This is a genomic window from Nonomuraea solani (assembly GCF_900108335.1).
In the GTDB taxonomy this organism is placed as follows: domain Bacteria; phylum Actinomycetota; class Actinomycetes; order Streptosporangiales; family Streptosporangiaceae; genus Nonomuraea; species Nonomuraea solani.
In genome coordinates, this window is the sequence record NZ_FNVT01000003.1 from 851,037 (window position 1) to 876,517 (window position 25,481).

General features: G+C 69.2%; 20 protein-coding genes. 9 read left to right on the forward strand and 11 right to left on the reverse strand.

Annotated features, from left to right (window positions below):
- Window positions 1–33 precede the first annotated feature (33 nt).
- Complete coding sequence (gene secA, locus C4V41_RS14965; protein WP_103956409.1) at window positions 34–2,823, reverse strand: preprotein translocase subunit SecA; 2,790 nt, start codon at window positions 2,821–2,823, stop codon at window positions 34–36.
- A gap of 225 nt (window positions 2,824–3,048) precedes the next feature.
- Here secA and C4V41_RS14970 point away from each other — a divergent pair, with 225 nt between their 5' ends.
- Entirely contained in the window at window positions 3,049–3,309 is a 261-nt protein-coding gene (locus C4V41_RS14970) for an HGxxPAAW family protein (RefSeq protein ID WP_103956410.1), read from the forward strand.
- A gap of 392 nt (window positions 3,310–3,701) precedes the next feature.
- On the forward strand, window positions 3,702–4,886 hold the full coding sequence (locus tag C4V41_RS14975; protein WP_103956411.1) for a winged helix-turn-helix domain-containing protein: 1,185 nt from the start codon (window positions 3,702–3,704) through the stop codon (window positions 4,884–4,886).
- Between the two features lie 620 nt (window positions 4,887–5,506).
- On the opposite strand, the gene C4V41_RS14980 is transcribed toward C4V41_RS14975, so the two are convergent.
- From C4V41_RS14980 to mtrA, 6 genes are all read right to left on the reverse strand, one after another.
- A complete protein-coding gene (locus tag C4V41_RS14980; protein WP_456093852.1) occupies window positions 5,507–6,205 on the reverse strand; it encodes a transcriptional regulator in 699 nt (232 codons plus the stop codon).
- A gap of 172 nt (window positions 6,206–6,377) precedes the next feature.
- Window positions 6,378–7,046, reverse strand: coding sequence for a ribosome hibernation-promoting factor, HPF/YfiA family (hpf, locus tag C4V41_RS14985; protein WP_103956412.1), 669 nt, complete (start codon window positions 7,044–7,046; stop codon window positions 6,378–6,380).
- A 626-nt stretch (window positions 7,047–7,672) separates the two neighbouring features.
- A complete protein-coding gene (locus C4V41_RS14990; protein ID WP_200823979.1) occupies window positions 7,673–8,374 on the reverse strand; it encodes a ComF family protein in 702 nt (233 codons plus the stop codon).
- Between the two features lie 31 nt (window positions 8,375–8,405).
- The gene (locus tag C4V41_RS14995) at window positions 8,406–10,133 is read right to left on the reverse strand and encodes an LpqB family beta-propeller domain-containing protein (protein ID WP_103956413.1); all 1,728 of its coding nucleotides are present in this window, start codon (window positions 10,131–10,133) and stop codon (window positions 8,406–8,408) included.
- Window positions 10,120–11,868 (reverse strand): MtrAB system histidine kinase MtrB, encoded by a 1,749-nt coding sequence (gene mtrB / locus C4V41_RS15000; RefSeq protein WP_103956414.1) that lies wholly within the window; start codon window positions 11,866–11,868, stop codon window positions 10,120–10,122. Before mtrB ends, C4V41_RS14995 begins: the two co-directional genes overlap by 14 nt.
- A gap of 18 nt (window positions 11,869–11,886) precedes the next feature.
- Window positions 11,887–12,564: an MtrAB system response regulator MtrA gene (gene mtrA, locus C4V41_RS15005; RefSeq protein ID WP_043620615.1), complete on the reverse strand. Its 678-nt coding sequence runs from the start codon at window positions 12,562–12,564 to the stop codon at window positions 11,887–11,889.
- A gap of 495 nt (window positions 12,565–13,059) precedes the next feature.
- On the opposite strand from mtrA, the gene C4V41_RS15010 reads away from it, so the two are divergent.
- Genes C4V41_RS15010 through C4V41_RS15030 form a run of 5 tightly spaced genes read left to right on the forward strand, consistent with a single transcriptional unit; the run spans window position 13,060 to window position 18,235 of the window.
- Window positions 13,060–14,091 (forward strand): glycerophosphoryl diester phosphodiesterase membrane domain-containing protein, encoded by a 1,032-nt coding sequence (locus C4V41_RS15010; protein WP_235030125.1) that lies wholly within the window; start codon window positions 13,060–13,062, stop codon window positions 14,089–14,091.
- Complete coding sequence (locus C4V41_RS15015; RefSeq protein WP_103956416.1) at window positions 14,088–14,714, forward strand: DUF4129 domain-containing protein; 627 nt, start codon at window positions 14,088–14,090, stop codon at window positions 14,712–14,714. The genes C4V41_RS15010 and C4V41_RS15015 overlap by 4 nt, the downstream gene beginning before the upstream one ends.
- On the forward strand, window positions 14,711–15,892 hold the full coding sequence (locus tag C4V41_RS15020) for a DUF4350 domain-containing protein (protein WP_103956417.1): 1,182 nt from the start codon (window positions 14,711–14,713) through the stop codon (window positions 15,890–15,892). Before C4V41_RS15015 ends, C4V41_RS15020 begins: the two co-directional genes overlap by 4 nt.
- A gap of 13 nt (window positions 15,893–15,905) precedes the next feature.
- Window positions 15,906–16,862 (forward strand): AAA family ATPase, encoded by a 957-nt coding sequence (locus tag C4V41_RS15025; RefSeq protein ID WP_235030126.1) that lies wholly within the window; start codon window positions 15,906–15,908, stop codon window positions 16,860–16,862.
- On the forward strand, window positions 16,862–18,235 hold the full coding sequence (locus C4V41_RS15030) for a DUF58 domain-containing protein (protein ID WP_103956419.1): 1,374 nt from the start codon (window positions 16,862–16,864) through the stop codon (window positions 18,233–18,235). The genes C4V41_RS15025 and C4V41_RS15030 overlap by 1 nt, the downstream gene beginning before the upstream one ends.
- 246 nt (window positions 18,236–18,481) lie before the next feature.
- On the opposite strand, the gene C4V41_RS15035 is transcribed toward C4V41_RS15030, so the two are convergent.
- Window positions 18,482–19,474, reverse strand: coding sequence for a stage II sporulation protein M (locus tag C4V41_RS15035; protein ID WP_103956420.1), 993 nt, complete (start codon window positions 19,472–19,474; stop codon window positions 18,482–18,484).
- Between the two features lie 51 nt (window positions 19,475–19,525).
- Here C4V41_RS15035 and C4V41_RS15040 point away from each other — a divergent pair, with 51 nt between their 5' ends.
- A complete protein-coding gene (locus C4V41_RS15040) occupies window positions 19,526–20,425 on the forward strand; it encodes an RDD family protein (RefSeq protein ID WP_103956421.1) in 900 nt (299 codons plus the stop codon).
- 22 nt (window positions 20,426–20,447) lie between these two features.
- On the opposite strand, the gene C4V41_RS15045 is transcribed toward C4V41_RS15040, so the two are convergent.
- The gene (locus C4V41_RS15045) at window positions 20,448–21,818 is read right to left on the reverse strand and encodes an LVIVD repeat-containing protein (RefSeq protein ID WP_200823980.1); all 1,371 of its coding nucleotides are present in this window, start codon (window positions 21,816–21,818) and stop codon (window positions 20,448–20,450) included.
- Between the two features lie 207 nt (window positions 21,819–22,025).
- Window positions 22,026–23,429, reverse strand: a complete 1,404-nt coding sequence (locus tag C4V41_RS15050; RefSeq protein ID WP_103956423.1) for an LVIVD repeat-containing protein — start codon at window positions 23,427–23,429, stop codon at window positions 22,026–22,028.
- Between the two features lie 161 nt (window positions 23,430–23,590).
- On the opposite strand from C4V41_RS15050, the gene C4V41_RS15055 reads away from it, so the two are divergent.
- A complete protein-coding gene (locus C4V41_RS15055; RefSeq protein WP_103956424.1) occupies window positions 23,591–24,238 on the forward strand; it encodes a DUF305 domain-containing protein in 648 nt (215 codons plus the stop codon).
- A 4-nt stretch (window positions 24,239–24,242) separates the two neighbouring features.
- Here the strand turns inward: C4V41_RS15055 and C4V41_RS15060 are convergent, their stop codons facing one another.
- The gene (locus C4V41_RS15060; protein WP_103956425.1) at window positions 24,243–25,478 is read right to left on the reverse strand and encodes an adenosylhomocysteinase; all 1,236 of its coding nucleotides are present in this window, start codon (window positions 25,476–25,478) and stop codon (window positions 24,243–24,245) included.
- Between the last annotated feature and the right edge of the window lie 3 nt (window positions 25,479–25,481).

The following is a 25,481-nucleotide window of genomic DNA, read 5'->3' on the forward strand; positions in this document are numbered from 1 at the left end:
AGCGGGGGTCTCCGAACGAAACCGGAACCCGGATCAGGCCGCGTGCTTCGGGTCCCCGTGGCAGCGCTTGTACTTCTTGCCCGACCCACACGGGCAAGGCGCGTTACGCTCCACGTTGCCGTACGCGGCCCGCTCCGCCTGAGTCGTGCGGACCTTGGTGTGCTCGACCTCGCCCTGCTCACCGGGCGCCGAGTATTCGAGCTCCGCCGGCCGCTCAGGCCCGCGCAGCCCGCGCGCGATGATCGAACGGGTCTCCGCGAGAACCGCGTCCTCCTCCTCGACGATCGGGTTCTCCTGCACCTCCACCTCGAGGTTGAACAGGAACCCGACCGAGTCCTCCTTGATGCCCTCGAGCATCGCGGCGAACATCTCGAAGCCCTCGCGCTGGTACTCGATCTGCGGGTCCTTCTGCGCGTAGGCCCGCATGCCGATGCCCTCGCGCAGGTAGTCCATCTCGTAGAGGTGCTCGCGCCACTTGCGGTCGAGGACCGACAGGATCACGCGGCGCTCCAGGTCGCGCGTGGTCTCCGGGCCGAACTCCTCCTCGCGCCTGGCGTACGCCTCCAGCGCGTCGGCCTTGACCTTCTCGGTGATGAGCTCGGCGGACAGCTCCTCGCGGCCGCCGGCCTCCTCGACGAGGTCGTCGATCCGGATCTTGATCGGGTAGAGCTCCCCGAACGCCTTCCACAGCTTGTCGAGGTCCCACTCCTCGGCGAACCCCTCGCTGGTGGCGCCCTGGACGTAGCCCTCGATCACCTCGCCGATGAAGCCGCGCACCTGCTCGTGCAGGTCGGCCCCCTCCAGCACGCGGTGGCGCTCGGCGTAGATGACCTTGCGCTGGCGGTTCATCACCTCGTCGTACTTCAGAACTTCCTTGCGGATCTCGAAGTTCTGCTGCTCGACCTGGTGCTGGGCGGAGGCGATGGCCTTGGAGACGATGCCGGACTCGATCGGCTGGTCGTCAGGGATGTTGAGCCTGGTCATGATCATCTCGACCCTGGCCGAGTTGAACAGGCGCATGAGGTCGTCGCCGAGCGACAGGTAGAACCGCGACTCGCCCGGGTCGCCCTGACGGCCGGAACGACCGCGCAGCTGGTTGTCGATGCGGCGCGACTCGTGCCGCTCGGTGCCCAGGACGTAGAGGCCGCCGAGCGAGGTGACCTCGTCGTGCTCGGCCTTGACGGCCGCCCGCGCCTTCTCCAGCGCCTCGGGGTAGGCCTTCTCGTATTCTTCCGGCGTCTCGACCGGGTCGAGGCCGCGCTGGCGCAGCTCCAGGTCGGCGCGGAACTCGGAGTTGCCGCCGAGCATGATGTCGGTGCCTCGACCGGCCATGTTGGTGGCGACGGTGACGGCGCCCTTGCGGCCGGCCTCGGCGATGATCGACGCCTCACGCGCGTGGTTCTTCGCGTTGAGCACCTCGTGCTGCACGCCGCGCCGCTTGAGCGCCTTGGACAGCCGCTCGGACTTGGCCACCGAGGTGGTGCCGACGAGGACCGGCTGGCCAGCCTCGTAGCGCTCCTTGATGTCCTCGACCACCGCGTCGAACTTGGCGTCCTCGTTCTTGTAGACCACGTCGGCCTGGTCCTTGCGGATCATGGGCCGGTTGGTCGGGATGGGGACGACGCCCAGCTTGTAGGTCTGGTGGAACTCGTTGGCCTCCGTGGCGGCCGTACCGGTCATGCCGGACAGCTTCTCGTAGAGGCGGAAGTAGTTCTGGAGGGTGACCGTGGCGAGAGTCTGGTTCTCGTCCTTGATCTTCACGCTCTCCTTGGCCTCGATGGCCTGGTGCATGCCCTCGTTGTAGCGCCGGCCGTGCAGAATGCGGCCGGTGAACTCGTCGACGATCAGGACCTCGCCGTCGGCGACGATGTAGTCCTTGTCCTTCTTGAACAGCTCCTTGGCCTTGAGCGCGTTGTTCAGGAAGCCGACGAGGTGGGTGTGCTCCGGCTTGTAGAGGTTGTCGATGCCGAGCCAGTCTTCGACCTTCGCGACACCGGACTCCAGAATGCCGACCGTGCGCTTCTTCTCGTCGACGATGTAGTCGCCGGTGCTCTCTTCGCCGGGATTCTTCGCCTCGACGCCCTTGCGCAGGCGGGGCACGATCTTGGCGAATTCGTTATACCACTTGCCCGACTGCTCGCCGGGACCGGAAATGATCAACGGGGTGCGGGCCTCGTCGATCAGAATCGAGTCGACCTCGTCGACGACGGCGAAGTTGTGGCCCCGCTGAACGCACTCTTCGAGCGACCACGCCATGTTGTCGCGCAGGTAGTCGAAGCCGAACTCGTTGTTCGTGCCGTAGGTGATGTCCGCTTCGTACTGCTTGCGGCGCTCGTCCGGCTGCTGGCCGGAGACGATGCAGCCGACCTCGAGGCCGAGGAAGCGGTGGATGCGGCCCATGGTGTCGGCGTCACGCTTGGCCAGATAGTCGTTGACCGTGATGACGTGGACGCCCTTGCCGGAGATCGCGTTGAGGTACGCCGGCAGCGTACAGGTCAGCGTCTTGCCCTCACCGGTCCGCATCTCGGAGATGTTGCCCATGTGGAGGTTGGCGCCGCCCATGATCTGCACATCGTACGGACGCTGGCCGAGCACGCGGCGAGACGCCTCGCGCACGGTCGCGAACGCTTCGGGAAGTAGATCGTCGAGACTTTCGCCGTCCGCGTGACGCTGCTTGAATTCGTCCGTCAGCGCACGCAACTCCGCGTCGGACAGGCTCGTGAAGTCGTCCTCGATGGAGTTGACCTGGTCTGCGATCCGCTTGAGCTTGCGCAGAGTCTTGCCTTCGCCGGCACGTAGGATCTTGTCGAGAAATGCTGCCACTTTATGTAAAGCTCCTCGCAGGTCTACCCCGGCGGCGCCGCCGAGAGGAGAGGCCGAGACAAACTTCCCCGTTAGCCATCGTAGGCGGTTCCGCAAGCAGACACAGCCACCGTGACGGCGAGGGCGCAGGACTCGTCTGGGACAATGGGGGCAAGGCAGAGGGTATGCCGGTTGAGAGCCGGCTCGCGCCAATAAGCGGGATATCCGGCAAAGGAAGGATTGGGCATGGTTGAGGGGAAGAAGTCGGAGCACACGGAGAATCTCGGCAGCCACGGCGGACGGGCATCCTCGTGGCTCGCGGTGACGGTGATGGTGGTGGGAACCATCGTGGCCGGCTTCGGGCTCACGGCCGCCAACTGGACGCTCGTCTGGATCGGCGCCGGCGTGTTCGTCATCGGCGGTGTCCTCGCCCTCGTCTTCGATATCTTCACCGATGTCGTGATCGACGCGCCCCGGGTGGGCATGCGCGCTGAAGATCACCGCTAGGTCGGCTCCGTCCGGCGGGCGCCCACCCCAACGGGCCGCCCGCCGTTTTCACGCGCACCCTTCCCTTCCGGCCCTTCCGGTACGACAACCGTCCGGTTCGGTACGCGGCCGTTCGCTCGGGCGCGGCGCGCTTCGGGTATGGCGATCACGCGGTCAGGACGACCGTCATGTACAACGCCGCGAGCGCCCCGAAGGTTCCACGCACCACGAGCACCCCCTCGGGTTGCGCTCCCAGCGCCGCGAACGTCCCGTATGGTCCGTTTTCTCGCGCGTCTGACGCTCACCCCGTCCCGCCCCTCCCATCACCGGCTCTGGCTCTGTGAGGGCTCTTCCGGTTTTGTCGGTGGCCGCCGCTAGATTGCTCGCATGCATCGCCCTACCGAATCGCCGACATGACCGTCGTGACCGACCTGACCGCCGACGAGGCGCGCCGGATCGTCCTGCGTTCGCAGGGGTTCATCGGCGCCGACGCGCGCAAGGGCGGGCCGCACGCCATGCTGCGCAGGCTCGGCGCCGTGCAGCTCGACACGATCTCGGTCCTGGCCCGTTCCCACGAGCTGGTCGCGTATGCCCGGCTGGGCGCGGTCGGCCGGCCCAAGATCGAGCGGGCCTACTGGCACAACCCCGCCCAGAGCTTCGAATACTGGTGCCACGCCGCCTGCATCCTGCCCATCGAGCACTGGCCGCTCTATTCGTTCCGCCGCCGTGCCTTCCGCGCCAGGCGCCAGCGCTGGCACGAGGTCCCCGACGGCGTGGAGAAGCTGCTCGACCAGGTGCGCGAGTCGGGCCCCCTGACGACCTCCGACGTGGGCGGCGCCAAGAACGGCGGCCCGTGGTGGGACTGGTCCGACTCCAAGATCGGCCTGGAGTGGCTGCTCGACATCGGTGAGCTGGTCTGCAGCCGCCGCGTCGGCTGGCGTCGCGTCTACGACCTGGCCGAGCGCGTGGTGCCCGCCGAGCTGCTGGCCGAGGAGCCGTCCGACGAGGAGTGCGTCGTGCGCCTGGCCGCCATCGCGGGCCGTGCGCTGGGCGTGGCCAACCGGACCGACCTCATCGACTTCCTGCGCCTCAAGGGCCACTACGCGGCGATCCTCGACGAGGTGCTGCTCAGTGGCGCGGCCGGCCTGGTGCCCGTGACCGTCGCCGGCTGGCCGGGCAAGAAGGGCATGGGCAACGCCTGGGCCGACCCCGAGGCCCTGGCCGCCGAGCCGCGCGGGCGGCACCGCACGACGCTGGTGTCGCCGTTCGACTCGCTCATCTGGCATCGGGAGCGCACGAAGCGGGTGTTCGGCTTCACGTACACGCTCGAGCTCTACGTGCCCAAGCCCAAGCGGGTGCACGGCTACTTCACGATGCCGGTGCTGGCCGGTGGCCGCCTGATCGGCCGCGTCGACCCGGCCCGCGAGGGCAGGACGCTGGTGGCCAGGCAACTCAGCCTGGAGCCCGGCCTCTCGGCCGCCCGCTGGGGCGAGGCCATGCGCGAGGCCCTGTGGACGGCCGCCGAATGGGTGGGCTGCGACTCCGTACGAGTCGAACGCGCCGACCCCCCGGAACTGATCGGCACCCTCACCGCATAACCCTGACCACCAAGGGGGCAGGCGGGCCCGAAGCAGTCAGGGCCCGCCACTCACCGGACCGCAGAGGGACGAAAGAGCGGACCCGGAACCAAGGTCCGCCACACACGACAACCGCAGACAAGCCGGGCTGGGGCCACTGGGTCCGCTGGGGTCCACCGCCCGGCTGGGGTCACCGCCCGGCCGGGATCCACCGCCCAATTGAGGGCCGGCCGCACGCCACGCCACTGACGCAACGCCACGGACGAGGCGGGCCCAGGAGCGGGTCTGTGCACGGCCGTGCCGGGGCCTGGATCGGCCGGAACGCGCAATCCGGGATCGCGAATCGCGCGCCGAAGCGGCGGAGAGCCGACCCGATCGCGGATCGCAGGCAGAGGTGGCGGTGAACCGGCCCAGATGGCGACGACCCAACCCGGCGGCGGTGAGCCGGCCAGGGGCGGTGAGCTGGCCCAGGAGTGGGGATCGCGCGAGGAGATGGCGGTGAGCCGATCAAAGGGCGGTGAGCTGATCAGGAGTGGGGATCGCGCAGAACGTCGCAGAGGGCCGGCCCCAAGGGCGTGGGCGGGCGTGGCGGAGGGCCGATCCCGGGATGGTGGATCGGCCGCACTCGCGCACCAAACCGCTCAGGTGATTTCGAGCATGCGCTCCCGCACCGCGTACACCACGGCCTCCATCCTCGAATGCAGCTGTAGCTTGTCGAGGATGTTGCGCACGTGGTTCTTCACGGTGTTCTCGGAGATGAACAACTGCTTGGCGATCTCGCGGTTGTTCATGCCCTTGGCCACCAGCCTCAGCACCTCCATCTCCCGATCGGTCAACCGGGGCACGGGAAGCTGGGGCGGCCGCTCCGACTCCTTGCGGCTCATGTTCGCGAACTCGCTGATGAGCTTGGCCGCCATCGCCGGGTTGATTAACGACTGGCCTTCGTGCACGCCGCGCACAGCCGCGGGCACGTCGTTGATCTGGACGTCCTTCAGCAGGTAGCCGGTGGCCCCTGCCTTGATGGCCTCGAAGAGATCTTCTTCCTCGTCGCTCACCGTCAGCATGATGATCCGGGTGCTCGGCACGGAGGCCTTGATGCCCTTCGTCGCCTCGATCCCGTCTTGCCGCGGCATGCGCACGTCCATGAGCGCGACGTCAGGCATGAGGCGATCGGCCAGTTCGACCGCCTCTTGCCCGTCGCTCGCCTCACCGACCACCTCGATGTCGGGCTCGGCCGCCAGCGCCAGGGCCAGGCTCCGTCTGATCAGCTCGTGATCGTCAACGATCATCACGCGGATCGGCTCGCTCGCTGACATGCGAACCTCGTCAGACTCGGTCACAAGGTCTCCTTGATCCGCCTCGCGACTGCCTTTCCCTCGCTGCGCTCGCTCGACTGAACCTGACTGAGCTCGCTCACGTCTCCTCCTCGTCGGGGGGCCAGAGCCGTTGAACCGCCATGATGGCACGTGAACCGCGGTTCTCGGGTGGTCGAGAAGATCTTTTAGCGCGCGATCAGGGCTCTACGAGCCGCAACACGCCGTAGTTGTAACCACGTCTGTTGTAAACGACGCACGGCTGGCCGCTCTCCTTGTCACGGAACAGATAGAAATCGTGTCCGACCAGTTCCATCTCGAGCAGGGCCTGGTCGATGGTCATGGGTTCCGCCCGGTGGAACTTCTCGCGCACGACGAGCGGGCCGTCGCCGTCCATCTCGATCGGGACGATGTCGTCATAGAGCTGGTCGCTCTTCTGCTGGAGCTCGTCCTCGTCAAGCTCGGCCTGCTGGGGGACGGAGGGAGCCGTCCGCGGAGCGAGGTCGGCGACGTCGGGGATGGTGGCGGTGAGCTCGGCCACGGAGGGCGGGCAGTGGTTGCCGTGGTGGACCTTGCGCCGGTCGGCCAGCCGCCTCAGGCGACCTTCCAGCTTGTCGAGGGCTACGTCGAAGGCTGCGAATCGGTCGTCGGCCGAGGCTTCGGCCCGGATGGCCGGTCCTCGGGAGTGAATGGTGAGCTCGACACGCTCTCGCTGATCGGCGAGGCGCGGGTTGCGTTCCTTCGACACCTCCACATCGACTCGGATGAGTTTGTTGTCCAGACGTTCGATCCTGGCCAGCTTGGTCGTCACGTGGTCTCGGAACCGCTCACTCACTCCTGTGTGCCGGCCCTTGACGATGATGTCCATGCAACAGCCCCCCTTCGTCTAACGACTGAGCAAGAGCGCCCGACGACGTGCATGCCGGGCGGGGTCTTCTGTCTGCCTTCCTGTCACCGTTACCCTCTTCCGACTGGAGATCACCGGGAACTCGGTTGGCACCCGCCCGGCCGACCTGGTCTTCGACCCCACATCCGCCTGCTGAGGATTTCGCGGCTCTGTTGCCACTACTGCCCTTCTCTTCTGACGGGGGACATCTGGACCCCCGGGAAGGCAGGACTTACCCCTAAGCCGCACCGTGATCGGTCGACAAAGAGTCGCCTTACGTGGACCGTTTTGCCTGCGGCTGGCATCGGCTAGCAGAGCCGGGGACCCCGGCCCTGCGCAACCACGGACCCGAACGGGTGCCATGTCAGAACGCTATCCGCATCCAGCACGAATGTCAGCCGGAGCCTTGGCCAAAGGATCACTATCCGTGATTTTGTCAAGAGCGGTAAGCGCCTTCCGCTGCCCTGTTTAACCGATCGGCATCCCTTATGAGTACGGGCCTCCCGTCCGCTGAGCTGCCCCACCGCCGCCGCCAGGGAAGAGACATGTGACCTCCGGGCCAGGTTCACGATTTGGATCTTTCTTTACTCACCGTTACCGCACAACTTTCAAGATCTTCGGCGTGTCGCGCTTGCGGTCACCGCGAGCGGCACTCGCAGCCCCGCCGAGCGCAGTGCCCTGGCCGCCTCCGCGAGCGTGGCGCCGGTCGTGACAATGTCGTCCAGGAGCAGCGCAAAGGCCGCTGGAGGGCCTTTCGCGCCTCGGTCGACCTGGAGTGACCCGGCGAGGTTCGCGCTTCTCTCAGCGCAGCTCAGACCCGCCTGGTCCGCCACCCGCCGCGCCTGCCTCAGCCCCGCCCACGACTCGGCCCGCAGCCCGCATGCCCGCAGCCGCCGGGCCGCCAGCACCGCCAGCCGCCCCACCGGATCGTGCCCCCGGTCACGCAGGCTCCTACGGGCACTGGGCACCGGAACGACGGCGAACCCGCCGGCCGCCCACCCGCGCGCGGCCCCCGTACGCTCCAAGGCCGTCACGGCGGTGCGCGCCACGGCCTCCGCCAGCACCCCGGCCAGCGACACGGCGCCGCGCTCCTTGTAGGCCACGATCGTCGCGCGCACCACGCCCTCGTAAGGCGCGGCCGACCAGCAGCCGGGCAGCCCGGCGGGCGCCGGCACGGGATCGCGCCGCGCCGGAGTCCCGGCCAGCGCGGACCGGCAGCCCGGGCAGCACGGCGCCCCCTTGGCGCCGCAGCCCGCGCACGAGGGAGGCAGGACCAGATCCAGCACGGCGCTCAGCACACGGCCCAGCATGCCGACCGGCACCGACAAATATCAGGAAGGGTCAGCCCAGCGGGAACAGCGGCGCCCCGGCGTTGGTCTCGACCTTGGGGGTCCAGTTCTGCCGGTCCTGGTTGAGCTCCAGGATCTTGGTGCCCTTGTCCGTCGTCGACTCCGCCAGGATCCGGTCCTCCAGCGCCGCCAGAGACTCCAGCCGATCCTTCAGCGGCACACCGACCGTCTCCCCGTCGCCCACGTTGATCTGGTTGAGGATCTGCACCGCCTTGCTGCTCTTCACAAGCACGAGCACGTGCTCGTCGTCCTCCCAGGCCACGTCGACGACCTCGTCGCTCTCCTCGGTGGTGGTCAGGGCCTGGAAGTTCCCCAGCATCATCCCCGCCCCCTCACCGGTGAGCGCGCCGATCTGCACGGTGTTCTTCCCGGTGGCCACCACCACCCGTACCCCGTCCCTGGCGATCCGCAGCTTCGTGACGTCCAGCCCGACCAGCTTGGGCGCCGCGACCCGCTCGGCCCCGCGCCCGCCGGCCGGGTCGTACCGCAGCAGGACCGCGTTCGCGCGGTCGTAGGTCCACAGGGAGCCGTCGCGATGCCATGTGGGCGGCGTCAGGTCGGTGCCCGGGATGACCTCCTGCCAGCGCCCCTCCTGCGTCAGCCCGGCCACGGAGATGCCGGTCGCCGTCCTGGCCGCGATGGAGGCGTTGCTCTCCTTGGACAGGGCGAAGTCCTCGTAGCCCTCGCGCGGCTCCCCCGCCGCGCCGGGCACCGCGCCCATGGGGCCGTCCTTGCCCAGCGAGTGCAGCGCGCCCTTGCTGATGTAGTAGGCGCTCTCGCCGCCGTTGCTCAGCCAGTTCTCGTCGGAGTTGGGCCGGTCGACGGTGTAGGGCTCCCCGTCCACCTGGATCTCGATGATGCGGCCCTTGGCGATGTCGTTCTTGTTGAGGGTGAACCTGATCTGGGCCCTGAGGGCGTCCTCGGCGCTCAGGTCGAGGAGGTCGAGCGGGCCGGAGAGGTTGATCACCACGCGCTCCTCCCCCGACGTGACCGACTCGATCTTGGTGCCGGGCGGGAAGCTCGACAGCACGGCGCCCTGCAGGGCCCCGGTCGGCGGCTCCAGCAGCCGCTCAAGGACGGTCTGCGCGAACCTCTCCGTCGGCTTCAGCCGCAGGCGCAGGCGGTCGACGACGAGCCTGTCCTGGGTGTTGCGGCTGGGGTAGTAGAGATTAGTCGGCCGGTACGCCCGCGCCACGTCGGAGGCGGTGAGCACGAGCTCGTTGGGCAGGGCGTCGATCAGGTAGCCGCCCTTCGGGTTCTTGACCAGGTCGTACACCCTGTCCATCCCTCCCACCGTGGGCAGGTACGAGTCGTCCTCCTGGATCGCGGCCACCCAGCGGCCCTTGATCGAGACCTTCTGCACCGTCTCCGTGCCGTCACGCGAGGCGTCCGGCACCACCTCGTACTGGTCCTCGATCACCGCCACCGGCCCCGAGGCGTTCCACTTGGCCCGCGCCTTGGGGGTCAGGTATTTCAGCAGCGTCTCCGGGTCGTCGGGGTAGGCGGCCATGGCGGCCTGCATGCCCCTGATCGTCTGCTCGGGGCTCCAGGACGGCTGGGGCTCGATGGCGATCATGCGCTGGAACGGCTTGCTCAGCGGGTCGCCCGCGCCGGCCTCGTCCACGGTGTACGGGCCGCTCGCGGGGATCACGGTGCACCCCGAGCAGCACACGGAAGCCGCGATGGCGGTGATCGCGACGAACCGCCTAATCCTCGTCATGGTCCGCCCCGTCCCCGGACGCCGGCAGCAGCACGGGCGTCATGGCCGTACGCCACGTACGGCGCATCTCGATCTCCGGCGGCACCAGCGACAGCGGCGAGCCCTTCAGGTCGGCCCCGGCCAGCCTGGGCAGCGTCAGCCTGAACTGCGAGCCCTCGCCCGGCTGCCCCCACGCCTGCAGCCACCCGCCGTGCAGCGCGGCGTCCTCGCGCGAGATCGCCAGCCCGAGCCCGGTCCCGCCGATGGTGCGCGCCCGCGATGGGTCGGCCCGCCAGAACCGGTCGAACACCATCGTGTCCTCGCCGTTCTTCAGCCCGATCCCGTGGTCGCGCACCGCGATGGCCACCGCGTCACGGTCGGCGCCGACGGTGACCACGATGTCGCGGCCCTCGCCGTGCTCGATGGCGTTGAACAGCAGGTTGCGCATGATGCGCTCGACCCTGCGGTTGTCGATCTCGGCCATGCACGGCTCGTTGGGCAGCCTGAGCTCGAAGCGGGTGGTGTGCCGCTCGGCCAGCGCCTCGGAGTCGCCGATCGCCCGCAGCACCACGTCGCGCACGTCCACGGGGTCGAGGTCGAGCGTGGCGGCGCCGGCGTCGTAGCGGCTGATCTCCAGCAGGTCGGCCAGCATCGACTCGAACCGCTCCAACTGGGCCTGCATGAGCTCGGCCGAGCGGGCGGCCATGGGGTCGAAGTCCTCGCGGGCGTCGTACAGCAGGTCGGCGGCCATGCGCACGGTCGTCAGCGGGGTGCGCAGCTCGTGGGAGACGTCCGAGACGAACTGCCGCTGGACCTGCGAGAGCTCTTCGAGCTGGTGGATCTTCAGCGCCAGGTTGACGGCCATCTCGTTGAACGAGTTCGCCAGCCTGGCCAGGTCGTCCTCGCCGCGTACTTTCAGCCGTTCGTCCAGTTTGCCGGAGGCGAGGCGTTCGGCGGCCTCGCGCGCCAGCCGTACCGGGGAGACGACCTGCCGCGTGACCAGGTACGCGATCGCCGCCAGCAGCAGCACGAGCCCCATGCCCACCACGACGATGGCGAGCCTGACGTTGACCAGCAGTTCCTCTTCCTCGTTGAACGGGAAGAAGTGGTAGACCTCGTAGTTCTCACCGGTGGCCGGGATGTGGACGATGCCGCCGACCACGTACGTGAGCCTGGCCTGGCTCTCACCCGCGAACTTGATCTCCTGCGTGAAGCCTGAGGTCTTGTCGTACTTGTACTCCCTGATGTTGCCCAGCAGCCTCAGCCTGAGCCCCATCGGCACGTCGCCGGGCACCACGCTGCCCGAGGCCCGCGACTTGCCCGGGGCCGTCAGGTTGAGTATCAGCACGTCGTAGCGCTTCTCCGAGCCGCCCTCGCCGGAGCCGGTGACGACGTCCATGACGTCGTCGAGCGGGTTGGCCGCGCCCTTCTTGCCGCCGTCGGCGGGCTCGGTCTCGCTGTCGGCCTCAGGGGTGAGCGCGTCGGCGATCTGCAGGCGGTCGGCGAACGCCTCGCTGGTGGCGGAGAGCTTCCTGCTGTCCACGACGGACTTGTTGATCTGGCCGAACAGGAACGTCCCGAGCACCACCACGACGATCACCGAGATCACCAGCGTGCTGGTGACCACCTGGAGTTGGAGCGAGCGGCGCCAGATCCGGCGTACCCTGCCCGCCGCACGACGCACCCGCCGGCGCACGCCGCCGAGGATCTGGCGGAGTGTACGTCGGCGGGCTCTCTTCTTCTTCGTCGGGGGCATGGCGGGGCGAGGCGACGGTTAGGCGGGGCCGGCTTTGTAGCCGACGCCGCGCACCGTCACGACGATCTCGGGGTGCTCGGGGTCCTTCTCGATCTTGGCCCTGAGCCGCTGCACGTGCACGTTGACCAGCCGCGTGTCGGCCGCGTGCCGGTAACCCCACACCTGCTCCAGCAGGACCTCGCGGGTGAACACCTGGCGCGGCTTGCGGGCCAGGGCCACCAGCAGGTCGAACTCCAGCGGCGTGAGGTTGATGGTCTCCTCGCCGCGCTTGACCGAGTGGCCGGCCACGTCAATGGTGATGTCGCCGATCTGCAGGATCTCGGGGGTCGGCTCGTCGGTACGGCGCAACCGCGCCCGCACCCTGGCCACCAGTTCCTTCGGCTTGAACGGCTTGACAATGTAGTCGTCGGCACCCGACTCGAGCCCGAGCACGACGTCGATCGTGTCGCTCTTGGCGGTGAGCATGACGATCGGAACCCCCGACTCGGCCCTGATCCGCCGCGCGACGTCGATGCCGTCGGCCCCCGGCAGCATCAGGTCGAGCAACACCAGATCCGGGCGTGTATCCCGGAAAGCGTCGAGGGCCTTGTCGCCATCGGAGACAAATGACGGCTCGAAGCCTTCCCCTCGCAGCACGATCCCCAGCATCTCGGCGAGAGCGGCGTCGTCGTCGACGACCAGCACGCGACCTTTCATGGCCCCTCATTCGTTCTACGCATTGTGGGACATACCCGCACGATCGCTGAAGGTTACCCTTAGCAGGCCCATGAGTGAGACTCGAGCCCTACAAAAGGCGAATTTTAGGTCCGCCGCGACCGGCAATCTCAGTCTGCGGTAACAGAGCGACTTTCGGCCATCCCCGGAAGGGAAGCTTGCCCGGATTCGCCCGGGAATGCGGGCTAGATCGGGCGGCGAATCCTCTCTGTGACACCAATGCCCCGCTCAGCGTGCCAGGATTGGGATATGTCAGACGGTCACGGTCCCTCGCCCGAGACGCCATCAGGCTGGTCGGCCGAACAGCCCCCGCCCTACAGCGCCCCGCCGGCCTCCCCGTGGACCGCGCCTGGCGCGCAGCAACAGGTGCCCGGCGGGCAGCCCCATGAGCCGCCCCAGCAACAGCAGGCGCCTTACGGGCCCGGGCCCCAAACACCATATCCGCCTTATCCGCAACAGCAGCCAGGATACGGCTACATGCCCCCGCCCGCGCTCAGGCCGGGCATCATCCCGCTGCGCCCGCTGGGCCTCGGCGACATCCTCGACGGCACGATCAAACTGATCAGGTCCAACCCCAAGGCCGTGCTCGGCCTCTCCGCGGTGGCGGCCCTGCTGGCCGCCGTGCCGCTGGCCGTCGGGCAGGCGTTCGTGCTCAACGCCGCGGGCAGCGCGCTGCGCGACCCGGACAACATGGCCGCCGCCGGTGACCTCACCAGCCTCTACGGCCTGGCCGCCCAATACGGCGGCACGCTGATCTCCTACGCGGTGCAGTTCGTCGTGGTCACGCTGCTGACCGGGGTGATCACCCGCATTCTCGGCCGGGCCGTCTTCGGCGGCAACCTCACCGCGGGCGAGGCGTGGCAGCTCGTCAAGGGCCGGGTGCCGGCGTTGTTCGGCGTGGTGGGGCTGATGGCCGCCATCATGCTGGCGCCGGTGATCGTCTACGCGCTGATCGTCGTGGCCTTCGCGATGAACGCCACGAGCGCGGGCGACCTCGGCTGGCTGGCCCTGATCACCATCGTGTTCATCGTCCTGTACATCGCCTACTACCTGTTCTTCAGGACCCGCTTCGCCTTCGCCTCGCCCGCCGTGGTGCTGGAGGGCCGTGGCCCCATCGATGCCATGCGCCGCTCCTGGCACCTCGTGACCGGCGACTTCTGGCGGGTGCTCGGCATCATGCTGCTCACCTCCCTGCTGGTCGGGCTGGTGGCGGGCGTGCTGACGGTGCCCTTCACGCTGGCGGGCACCGCGTTCGGCATGTTCGGCACGAGCTCGGCGGCCACGGCGATCGTCTCGGCCGTGCTGATCGCGATCGGCGCCACGCTCGGCGCGATGTTCACCTATCCGTTCGAGGCCGGGGTCGCCGGTCTCCTGTACGCCGACCGCCGCATGCGCAGCGAGGCGTTCGACCTCGTGCTGCAGACGGCGGCCATCGAGCAGCAGCGCCAGGGCTGGGTGCACGCCTCGGCCGACGAGCTCTGGCACCCGTCCAACTCGGCCAGGCCGTGACCCCGATCGGCAGGGACGAGGCCGCGCGTCAGGCCGCGGGCGAGCTGCTCAAGCCCGAATACGCCAAAGAGTCGCTGCTCGACCAGATCTACCGGCGGGTCATGCAGTTCCTCGGCGACCTTCTCGACGCCGCCGCCGGCGGCGGCTCGACCGGCGGCATCATCGCCTCCGTGCTGATCACGCTGATCCTGCTCGGCGTGATCATCCTGGTCGCCTGGCGGCTGCGGAAGACGGCCCGCAAGCGGGGGCTCGCCGCGGGCGGGCTGTTCGGGGAGCGGGCGATGAGCGCCGCCGAGCACCGGCAGGCGGCCGAACGGCTGGCCACGGAGGGCAACTGGACGGAGGCCGTCCAGGAACGCCTCCGCGCCATCGCCCGCGACCTGGAGGAGCGCGCGCTGGTCGACGGCATGCCCGGCCGCACGGCCCACGAACTGGCCACCGAGGCCGCGGTGTCGCTGCCCGCCTTCACCGGCGAGCTGGCCGCGGCGGCGCGCTCGTTCGACGACGTGACCTACGGCGGCGTGCCGGGCACCAGGGAGTCCTACGAGTCGATGACCAGCCTCGACGACCGGCTCGGCCAGGCCCGCCCCGCTCCGCTCGTCGCCGCCGGAGGGGTGGCATGAGCGTCCTCACCCGTCCCGGTGAGACCGGGGAGTCCTCCTCCACGTCTCCCACGGCGCGCTCCACCTGGCGCTCCAGCCGGCTCTTCGTGCTGCTCGGCGCCCTCGTCGTGCTGGCCGCCGTCCTCGGGGTCCTGCTCAGGCCCGACCAGGGCCCCTCCCGGCCGCTCGACCCCGCAGACACCTCGTTCGCGGGCTCGAAGGCGCTGGCCGAGCTGCTGCGCGACCGGGGCGTCACCGTCGACAGGGTCGACTCCGCGCAGGCCGCCGCCGGCAAGGCCGGCACGGGCGACCGGCTGCTGCTGATCACCGACACCACGTTCATCGACGAGTTCGGCCTGGCCGAGGTCCCGGGTGACCGCCTGATCGTCGGTGACGTCCTGGGCATGGAGCTGCTGGCCCCCGGGGTGCGCACCGAGCCCGGCCAGGCGCGCACCCGCTCGCGCGAGCCCGAGTGCGGCCTGCCCGCGGCTACGGCGGCCGGCAGCGCCCACCTGGGCGGCGCGATCATGCGCGGTCCGTCCGGCTCGACCGGCTGCTACCCCGCCGATGACGGGCACACCCTGGTCAGGTTCGCCAACCCGGAAGGCGGCGTCACCACGGTGGTCGGCGACGGCTCCTTCATGAGCAACCAGCGCCTGGCCGAGGACGGCAACGCGGCGCTCGCGCTCAACCTCATCGGCACCGGCAAGGCCGTCACCTGGCTCGTCCGCCCGGAGACCCCGCCCGCGGCGCGACTGCCCGGCGAAGAGGGCAAGTCCATGTACGAGCTGATGCCCGGCGGCATCCGCTGGGCCATCTACATGGCGATCATCGCTCTGGCCGTCACCGTCTACTGGCGTGGCCGGCGCCTGGGCCCCGTGGTCACGGAGAAGCTGCCCGTCATCGTGCGCGCCGCCGAGACCGTCGAGGGCCGCGGCCGGCTCTACCGCGCCAGACGCGCCAGGGAACGCGCCGCCGACGCGCTGCGCGAGGGCACCATCGACCGGCTCACGCCTAGGCTGGGGCTCGGCTCGGGGGCCGGCCGGCACGAGATCGTCGCGGCCCTCGCCGCCCGTACGGCCCAGGACGCCCAAGACGTCGGCGCCGCACTCTACGGCCCGGCACCGGGCGACGACGCCGGGCTCGTCGGGCTGGCCACATACTTGGAAACGCTTGAGAGGCAGGTCAGTGAACTCTGAGGATACTTTCCGCTTGACGAGCTCGGGCGACTCGGCCAGAGAGGCGCTGGGCGCGCTGCGCGCCGAGGTGTCCAAGGCCGTGGTCGGGCAGGACGCGGTGGTGACGGGGATGGTCATCGCGCTGCTCTGCAAGGGGCACGTGCTGCTGGAAGGCGTGCCGGGGGTGGCCAAGACCCTGATGGTCCGTACGCTGTCCGCCGCCCTTTCCCTTGACTTCAAGCGGGTGCAGTTCACGCCCGACCTGATGCCGGGCGACGTCACCGGGTCGCTGATCTACGACGCGAAGACCGCGGAGTTCGAGTTCCGCGAGGGGCCCGTCTTCACGAACCTGCTGCTCGCCGACGAGATCAACCGCACCCCGCCGAAGACGCAGGCGGCGCTGCTGGAGGCGATGGAGGAGCGGCAGGTCAGCGTGGAGGGCTCGGCGCGGCCGCTGCCCGACCCGTTCGTGGTGTGCGCGACACAGAACCCCGTCGAGTACGAAGGCACCTACCAGCTCCCCGAGGCCCAGCTCGACCGGTTCCTGCTCAAGCTGACCGTGCCGCTGCCGCCCCGCGACCAGGAGATCTCGGTGCTGGAGCGGCACTCCCGGGGCTTCGACCCGCGTGACCTGTCGGAGATCAAGACCGTCGCCACGGCCGACGACCTGGAGGCGGGCCGTCAGGCGGTCGCGCAGGTGCACGTGGCGCCCGAGGTGCTCGGCTACATCGTCGACATCGCCCGCGCCACCAGAAGCTCCCCGTCCCTGCAGCTCGGTGTCTCCCCCCGAGGTGCGACGGCGCTGCTGGCGGCCTCGCGGGCGTGGGCGTGGCTGTCCGGGCGGCCCTACGTCACGCCCGACGACGTCAAGGCGCTGGCCAGGCCGGCGCTGCGGCACCGGATCCAGCTCAGGCCCGAGGCCGAGCTGGAGGGCGCGACCTCCGACGGCCTGCTCGACGGCATCCTGGCCTCGGTCCCGGTCCCGCGCTGATGGCTCTGACGGGACGTGCGGGGCTGCTCGCGGCGCTCGGCATCGTGGTGGTGCTGCTCTCGCCGCAGCCCGGGGCCGCGCTGGCCGGGATCTGCCTGCTGCTGGCCGCCGCGATCATCGTGGACCTGGTGTTCGCCGGCGCGGTACGCCCGCTCAGGTTCCATCGTTCCGGCGACACGCTGATCCGGCTCGGCCAGCAGGCCACGGTGGAGCTGGTGGTCGAGAACCCGGGGGGCAGGCGCGTCCGCGGTGTGCTGCGGGACGCCTGGCCGCCCTCCGCCGGCGCCACGCCGCGGGTCGCTCAGGTGAACGTCCCTCGCGGCGAGCGCCGCAAGATCGTCGTGACGCTCGCTCCGACGAGGCGCGGCGACCGCTCGTCCGTGGCCGTCACGGTGCGCTCGGTCGGCCCGCTCGGCCTGGCCGCCCGCCAGGGCAACCACCAGGCTCCCTGGACCGTACGCGTGCTGCCGCCGTTCCTGTCGCGCAAGCACCTGCCCTCCAGGCTGGCCAGGCTCCGCGAGCTCGACGGGCAGCACCCGGCGCTCGTCCGGGGGCAGGGCACCGAGTTCGACTCGCTGCGCGAATACGTGGTGGGCGACGACGTGCGCTCCATCGACTGGCGGGCCACCGCGCGCCGCCACGACGTGGTCGTCCGCACCTGGCGTCCCGAGCGCGACCGCCGCGTACTGATCGTGCTCGACACCGGCCGCACCTCCGCGGGCCGGGTGGGTGACGCGCCGATCCCCCTGGCCGGGGCCACCGGTGGCGGCGGCGGGCTGCTCGTCCGGCCCGACCCTCGGCCCGCGCCCGGCTGGCCGCGGCTCGACTGGTCGATGGACGCCGCGCTGCTGCTGGCCGCGCTGGCCGCCAAGGCGGGCGACCAGGTGGACTTCCTGGCCTACGACCGGGCCGTACGCGCCTGGGTGGGTGGGGCGTCGCGCACTGAACTGCTGTCGTCGCTGGTCAACGTGATGGCGCCGATCGAGGCGGAGCTGATCGAGGCCGACTCGCAGGGGATGGTGGCGGCGGTCCTGTCGCGGGCCAAGCGGCGCTGCCTGGTCGTCCTGCTCACGGACCTCAACTCGGCGGCGCTCGACGAGGGCCTCATGCCCGTACTGCCGCAGCTCTCCTCACGGCACCTGGTGCTGGTGGCCGGGGTGTCCGATCCGCGCGTTTCGGCCATGGCGGGGCGGCGGGGGTCGGTGGAGCAGGTGTACGACGCTGCGGCGGCCGAACAGGCCCAGCTGGGGCGGCGGCGCATCACGGCCCGGCTGCGACGGCACGGGGTCGAGGTCGTGGACGCACCCCCGGACGACATCGCACCCGCCTTGGCGGACGCCTACCTGGCCCTGAAGGCCGCCGGCCGCCTGTAAGGGCCCGTTGTCACACGTCAGGCCCCTCTCCACCGCACTTCGGCTGAGGTCCCTTTGTGAAAGGGGCCGGGCGGGGTCGGTCGGGCAGGGACGCTCGAACCCAGCGGGCGGGTATCCGGCGGGCGCGAGCGAGCCGAAGGGTCAGGCGGTCGGGCGGTCGTGGCCATGCGGCCGGCCGTGACCATGGGCCGGTCGAGCCGGTCGAGCCGGGTAGGCCGGTCGAGCCGGTCGGGCCGGGTGGGGCGGTCAGGCGGTTGGGGCGACGTCGGGGGCGTGTTCGATGTCTCCTGTTTCGTGGTGGTGGGTGGCGCGGCGGCCGAAGATGATGATGTACGCGAGGAAGGCCACCAACGCGAGTGCGCCGATGGTGATGCGGGCCCATGTGGGCAGGCCCGACGGCGTGACGAAGGCCTCGATCAGGCCCGAGACGAACAGCACCACGACCAGCCCCAGCGCCACGCTCATCACCGCCCGGCCCTGTTCGGCCAGGGCCTCGACGCGTTTACGGGGGCCCGGGTCGATGACCGTCCAGCCCAGGCGCATGCCCACCGCCGCCGCCAGGAACACGGCGGTCAGTTCGAGGAGGCCGTGCGGCAGGATCAGGCCGAAGAAGATGTCCAGCTTGTCCCTGGAGGCCATGAGGCCGCCGGAGACGGCGACGTTCTCGGCGTTGGCGTACAGCACGTACGGGATCGGCAGCCCCAGCAGCACCGCGTACATGATCATCTGTGCCGCCACCCACGCGTTGTTGAGCCACACGCGGCTGGCGAACGAGGCGGCCGGGTTCTCCGAGTAGTAGTCGGCGAAGTCCTCGTCGACGAGTCGCGTGATCTCGTCCGGGCTCGCGATCGACGCCTGGACCTCAGGGTTGGCCGCCACCCACGCGCCCATCACCCACCCGACCACCAGGAACGCCACCGCGCTCCCCAGCCACCACCACCGCGCCCGGTACGCCACCACGGGGAACGACACCGTGAAGAACCGCGCCAGCTCCCGCCAGGCCGGCGTGTGCGCGCCGGTCACCGCGGACCTGGCCCTGGCCACCAGCGCGGACAGCCGCCCGACCAGCATCGGGTCCTTGGAGGACGAGCGCACCATGGACAGATGCGTGGCCACCCGCTGATACAGCTCGACCAGTTCGTCCACCTCGGTGCCCGTCAGCGACGAGCGGTTCTTGACGAGGTGGTCGAGCCGGTCCCACACGGGGCGGTGTGCTGTCACGAACGCGTCGATGTCCACCTGAACATTCTGGCTGCTCAATCAAGCGCACATAGCCGTTAGGCTCCACATATGTCAGAGGTTGTGACCGGCGACGCCGTCGTCGTCGAGGTACGGGTCGCGCAGATGCCCTCCCGCGCCTTGGCGATCATCATCGACATGGCCGTGCAACTCATCGCGCTGATCGCCGCCTACGCGATCTTAGGGTCGTTCGCGCAGTTCTCCGACCCCGCCATGTTCGCGGCCGTCATGATCGTGATGCTGGTGCTGGTGATGGTCGGCTATCCCGTGATCTTCGAGTCCCTCAGCAGGGGCCGCAGCCTCGGCAAGCTGGCGCTCGGGCTCCGTGTGGTCAGCGACGACGGCAGCCCTGAGCGCTTCCGGCAGGCGTTGTTCCGCGGGCTGGCCGGAGTCGTGGAGTTCTGGGTGCTGTCGGGGGCGCCGGCGCTGATCGCGTCGCTGGTCTCGCAGCGTGGCAAGCGGCTCGGCGACGTCTTCGCGGGCACGATCGTGATCTCCGATCGGGCGCCGCGCGACTCGGGGCAGGCCGTGGTGATGCCGCCGCAGCTCGCGGGCTGGGCGTCCGCGCTGGAGCTCTCCCAACTGCCCGACGAGGTGGCGCAGGCGGCCAGGCAGTATCTGGCGCGCTGGCACGACCTGTCGCCGCAGGTCCAGCACGAGATGGGGGTGCGCATCGCGACCCAGATGGCGGCTTTCGTCTCGCCGACGGCGCCCGCCGGGGTGCCGCCGCACGCGTACATGAGCGCCGTCCTGGCCGAGCGCCGCCGCCGGGAGCAGGTACGGTTCGCGCAACGGATGGGCACCGCACCCCCTCCCCAGACGCCACCGGACCCGCGGCGGGCGGCCTACCCCCAGCCACCGCCCCCGCCGTCCTACCGGCCCCAGCCTGGGCCCGCTCCCGCGCCGGAGCCGCCGCAGGCGACTCCGGGCGGGTTCGCGCCGCCTCAGTGAGCGCGGTCACCGAGCGCGCGAGCTAGCGGTGGTACGACTCCTGTGTCTGCACGTTCAACCGGTCGGTACGAACGTGCCTGGCGCTGTCGGTCAGCCGATCACTGATCTTGACCACGTCGAGGCCCTCGTGGAAGTCGGCCCCGTAGATGTAGCCGTTGTAGTAATAGGCGGACCAGATCCCCCCGCCATCACCGGCCGCGCGGGGACCGCGCTCGAAGTAGCCGATCTCCCTCGGGCGGGAGGAGTCGGTGAAGTCCCAGATCGACAGCCCGCCCATGTACCAGGCCTGCACCATGATGTCGCGGCCCTTGACCGGGATCAGCGAGCCGTTGTGCGCGACACAGTTCTCCGTGTCGGCCTGGAAGCGCGGGATCTTGAAGTAGCTCCTGAACACGAGCTGCCCGTTCCTGATGTCATAGATCGCGTCCGCGCCGCGGTTCGGGCCGATGGCCTCGTTGCAGGTGGCCGCGCCGCCCCCACCGAGCTCGTCGGTGAAGACGACCTTCCTGGCGTTGTTGCTGAACGTGGCCGAGTGCCAGAACGCGAAGTTCAGGTCCGTGGTCCTGGCGGTGACCTTCGGGTTCAGCCGGTCCCTGATGTCGAACAGCACGCCGTCACCCATGCACGCGCCCGCCGCGATGTCCTTCTCGGCGTAGACCGTGATGTCGTGGCAGCCCGAGGTCGGCACCAGCAGGCCCGGCTGGGTCTCGTTGCCACCGTCGGGGAACACCACCGGCGTGGCCGCGACCGCGGCCGCCGTCGGGTTGGCGAGCGGCACCTTGATGATCGAGATCTTGTCGTGCGGTGGCGGGCAGTCGGGGAAGGTGGCGGACGGCGAGTACGAGGAGACGTACAGGTAGACGTTCCTGTGCCGGTCGCGCCCCTTGCCGGGCACCAGCGTCAGCGTGTGCGAGCCGCAGTTGGTCTCGACGGACTTGATGTACCGAGGGTTCGCCTTGTCGCTGATGTCGAAGATGCGGACGCCCTCCCAGGACTCCTTGACCGTGGCCGACTGGCTGACGCTGGCGCAGGAGTCGTTGTTGCGGGAGGAGTCCACGGCGCTGAAGAGCAGGTTGCCGTAGACGCTGACGTCCATCTGCGCACCCGGGCAGACGACCGAGCTGACGACCTTCGTCTTCCTGGGGTTGCTGATGTCGTAGATCGAGAAGCCGCCGTAGTTGCCGACGTAGGCGTAGTTGCCCTGGAATGCGAGGTCGGTGTTGATGGTGGCGGCGATCGGGGCGGGTTTCGGGATGTTCGCGACGTGGGTCACGTTCGGGCTGGTGACCACGGTGTCGGGCGGCGGGATGTCTGCGGCGAGCGCCGGCATACCCGCCAGCGCTAACGCGGCGACTGCCGCCGCCGTGACAAGGGCACGGCGTTTCCTGGACACTCGGGAGCCTCCTTGATCACGTATGTCCTAGAGAAGACACAAGTGACCAAATCGTGAGCCTTGGCAAGGCAGTCATCCAGGTGTCACTTTGTCAAGAAATATCGTGTTTTGTCGTCTTGTATTGGATGTACCTCTCGCCTAGCATGTCGCGCCGCATGACAAAGCGGCGAGAACCTTCCGGTTCCCGCCGCCGTCACGCTCCAGAGACTACGGCCGCGTGCCGCCACTCTCCGGGTACGAGCCCTGCGTCTGCGCGTTCAGGATGTTGGTCCGCACACTGGCGGCCGCGTCCGTCCGCGGGTCGTTGAGCTTCAGCACGTCCAGGCCCAGGTTGAAGTCCGAGCCGTAGATGTAGCCGTTGTAGTAGTACGCCGACCAGAAGCCTCCGCTGAGCGGCGGCGCCGTGTTGTCCGGCCCGCGCTCGAAGAAGGCGATCTCCTGCGGGTTGGCCGAGTCGGTGAAGTCCACCACGACGATGCCGCCCTGGTACCAGGCCTGGACCATGATGTCCTTGCCGGGCACGGGGAGCAGCGAGCCGTTGTGCGCGACACAGTTCTCGGTGTCGGCCTGGTGGCGCGGGATCTTGTAGTAACCCTTGAAGATCAGGTTCTTCCCGCGGTTGGCGATGTCGTAGTACGCGTTCGCGCCCTTGAGCTGACCGATGGCCGCGTTGCAGGTGGCCCTGCTGCCGCCGCCCAGCTCGTCGGTGAAGACGACCTTCGTGCCCTCGTTGTTGAAGGTCGCGGAGTGCCAGAAGGCGAAGTTCACGTCGTCGCGCGCGGTGGCGGTGATCTTCGGCTGCTCGGGGTTGGTGATGTCCATCAGGACGCCCTCACCCATGCAGGCGCCGGCGGCGATGTTCTTCGACGGGTACGCCGTGATGTCGTGGCAGCCGGTCGTGGCCGACGTGCCCTCGGGGTAGGCGTTGCCGTCACCGGGGTTGCCACCGCCCGGGAACAGGTTCGGAGCCGCGATGACTCCGGCCGCCGTCGGGTTCGCCACCGGGATCTTGATGATCGAGATCAGGTCGTGCGGCGGCTGGCAGTCCGGGAAGGTCGCACTCGGCGCGTACGACGAGACGTACACGTAGACGTTCTGACCCGTCTTGTCGGGGATCAGGGTGTTGGTGTGCGATCCACAGTTGGTCTCGACGGACTTGACGTACTTGGGGTTCGCCTTGTCACTGATGTCGAAGATGCGGATGCCTTCCCAGGACGCCTTGTTCGTGGCGCTCTGGCTGGTGCTGCTGCACGAGTCGTTGTTCCGGGAGGAGTCAACGGAGCCGATCAGCAGGTTGCCGTACACCGACATGTCCATCTGGCCACCGGGACAGACCACGGAGCTGACGAGCGACGTCTGCGCCGGGTTGGCGATGTTGTAGATGGAGAAACCGGAGTAGTTGCCTACATAGGCGTAGTCGCCCTGGAAGGCCATGTCCGTGTGGATATCGGCCAGGGCCGTGGGCTTGGGCACATTGGTGACGTGCTCGACGTTCGCACTCTTGACGATCTCGCCAGGAGCCGGAATGGCCTGTGCCTGAGCCGGCAGCGAGGAACTCACCATCGCCACCGCTGCCGCCACCAGGATGAGAGCTCTGCGGGGGGTTAACACTCGGAAAAACCTCCGATAAAGGGGGCATAAATCTACGCCATCTTCGCCTCAACCGCCCCACCAGGACCAGTGACCAATGTGTCAAATTTTATTCCGATTTATCCTCTTTAAATGATCTTTGCGATGATCTAGGGTACGCATTCTTGACCGAAGGAGGCTGGGTGCGCTCTGCGCTCATTGTCATCGCGGGCACAGTGGCCGCCACGGCGCTCGCCGTCGTCACGGGCTGCACGTCCAGCCCGCCGCAGGCGCCACGGGCCGACTCCACCGCACCGGTGATCGCACCCGGGCGGCCGGGTGAGGTGGCCAAGACGCTGGACCCCAGCGTGGCCGCCACGATCGTGCCCTCCCCGACGGCGAACGCGGCGGACGTCAAATACGTCCAGGACATGATCGTCCACCACGCGCAGGCGCTCGACATGGCGATCCTCGCCCCGAACAGGGCCGCCTCAGCCCAGCTCAAGACCCTGGCCGACCGCATCAAGGCCGCCCAGGGACCGGAGATCCAGTACATGACCACGTGGCTGCGGGAGCAGGACCAGAAGGTCCCCGACCATCACGCCAAGCACGAGGGCATGGCGGGCATGGCGACGCCGCGGCAGATGGAGGATCTGAAGGCGGCCTCGGGCAAGGCGTTCGACAAGCTGTTCCTGCAGCTCATGATCAACCACCACCTGGGCGCGATCAAGATGTCCGAGCAGGTGCTGGGCGGCGGCTCCCACATCAAGATCGAGGAGCTGGCCGGCGACGTCAGCGTCACCCAGTCGGCCGAGATCCGCCGCATGCAGGGCATGCTGAAGGAGCTGTAACCCCTTAGGAGCCGACCCGCCACGAGTGCAGGTAGTCCTCCTGCTCGGGGGTGAGCCCGTCGATCCCGATGCCGGCCGCGGCCAGCTTGAGCCTGGCCACCTCGTGGTCGATGTCCTCGGGGACGTCATAGACGCCGGGCCGCAGGTTCGCCCGCTCTCCCGCCAGCCACGCCACCGCCAGGGCCTGCGCGGAGAACGACATGTCCATGACGGCCGCGGGATGGCCCTCGGCGGCGGTGAGGTTGACCAGGCGCCCCTCGGCGAGCAGCAGCAGCCGCCGGCCGTCGGGCATGACGTACTCGTCGGTGTTGGGCCGTACGGCCCTGTGCACCTCGTGGGCCAGCTCGTCCAGCGCCCGCACGTCGATCTCGACATCGAAGTGCCCGGCGTTGGCCAGGATCGCGCCGTCCTTCATGACGGCCAGGTGCTCGGCCCTGATCACGTCGCGGTTACCGGTCACGGTGACGAACAGGTCGCCGGTCAGCGCCGCCTGCGCCATCGGGCGCACCTCGTAGCCCTGCAGGGTCGCGTCGAGGGCCTTCACCGCGTCGATCTCGGTCACGATCACCCGCGCGCCGAACCCCTTGGCCCGCTCGGCCACCCCCCGGCCGCAGAACCCGAACCCCGCCACGACCACGGTCCGCCCGGCCAGCATGGTGTTGGTGGCCCGCATGATCCCGTCGAGCGTGGACTGCCCGGTGCCGTACCGGTTGTCGAACATGCGCTTGGTCCGCGTGTCGTTCACGGCCACGACGGGGAACCGCAGCGCACCTTCCGCGGCCATCTGCCGCAGCCGGATGATCCCGGTCGTGGTCTCCTCGCACCCGCCGCTGACCCGCTCCAGCAGATCGACCCGCTCGGTGTGCAGGATGTTGACCAGGTCGCACCCGTCGTCGAGCACGAGATCGGGTTCGAGATCGAGCGCCTGGTGGATGTGCCGGTAGTAGGTCGCCCGGTCCACCCCGGCGCGGGCGTGCACGGCGATCCCGTAGAGCCGCAGCGCGTCGGCCACGTCGTCCTGCGTGGACAGCGGATTGGACGCGGCCAGCGCGATCTCCGCCCCGCCCGCCTTCAGCGCCCCCATGAGCACGGCCGTCTCCGCGGTGACGTGCAGGCAGGCCGCGATCTTCAACCCGTCGAGCGGCCGTTCGAGCGCGAACCGCTCGCCGATCGCGGTCAACACCGGCATCGCGCGAGCGGCCCAGGAGATCTGCCGCTCGCCGCTTTCACTGAGATCCATGGG

Excerpts from the sequence above, each read along its gene's own strand:
- C4V41_RS14970 (WP_103956410.1), top strand. The coding sequence starts at position 3,049 with ATGGTTGAGGGGAAGAAGTCGGAGCACACGGAGAATCTCGGCAGCCAC.
- C4V41_RS14975 (WP_103956411.1), top strand. The coding sequence starts at position 3,702 with ATGACCGTCGTGACCGACCTGACCGCCGACGAGGCGCGCCGGATCGTC.
- hpf (WP_103956412.1), bottom strand. The coding sequence starts at position 7,046 with ATGGACATCATCGTCAAGGGCCGGCACACAGGAGTGAGTGAGCGGTTC.
- C4V41_RS14990 (WP_200823979.1), bottom strand. The coding sequence starts at position 8,374 with ATGCTGGGCCGTGTGCTGAGCGCCGTGCTGGATCTGGTCCTGCCTCCC.
- C4V41_RS14995 (WP_103956413.1), bottom strand. The coding sequence starts at position 10,133 with ATGACGAGGATTAGGCGGTTCGTCGCGATCACCGCCATCGCGGCTTCC.
- mtrB (WP_103956414.1), bottom strand. The coding sequence starts at position 11,868 with ATGCCCCCGACGAAGAAGAAGAGAGCCCGCCGACGTACACTCCGCCAG.
- mtrA (WP_043620615.1), bottom strand. The coding sequence starts at position 12,564 with ATGAAAGGTCGCGTGCTGGTCGTCGACGACGACGCCGCTCTCGCCGAG.
- C4V41_RS15010 (WP_235030125.1), top strand. The coding sequence starts at position 13,060 with ATGCCCCCGCCCGCGCTCAGGCCGGGCATCATCCCGCTGCGCCCGCTG.
- C4V41_RS15020 (WP_103956417.1), top strand. The coding sequence starts at position 14,711 with ATGAGCGTCCTCACCCGTCCCGGTGAGACCGGGGAGTCCTCCTCCACG.
- C4V41_RS15030 (WP_103956419.1), top strand. The coding sequence starts at position 16,862 with ATGGCTCTGACGGGACGTGCGGGGCTGCTCGCGGCGCTCGGCATCGTG.
- C4V41_RS15040 (WP_103956421.1), top strand. The coding sequence starts at position 19,526 with ATGTCAGAGGTTGTGACCGGCGACGCCGTCGTCGTCGAGGTACGGGTC.
- C4V41_RS15060 (WP_103956425.1), bottom strand. The coding sequence starts at position 25,478 with ATGGATCTCAGTGAAAGCGGCGAGCGGCAGATCTCCTGGGCCGCTCGC.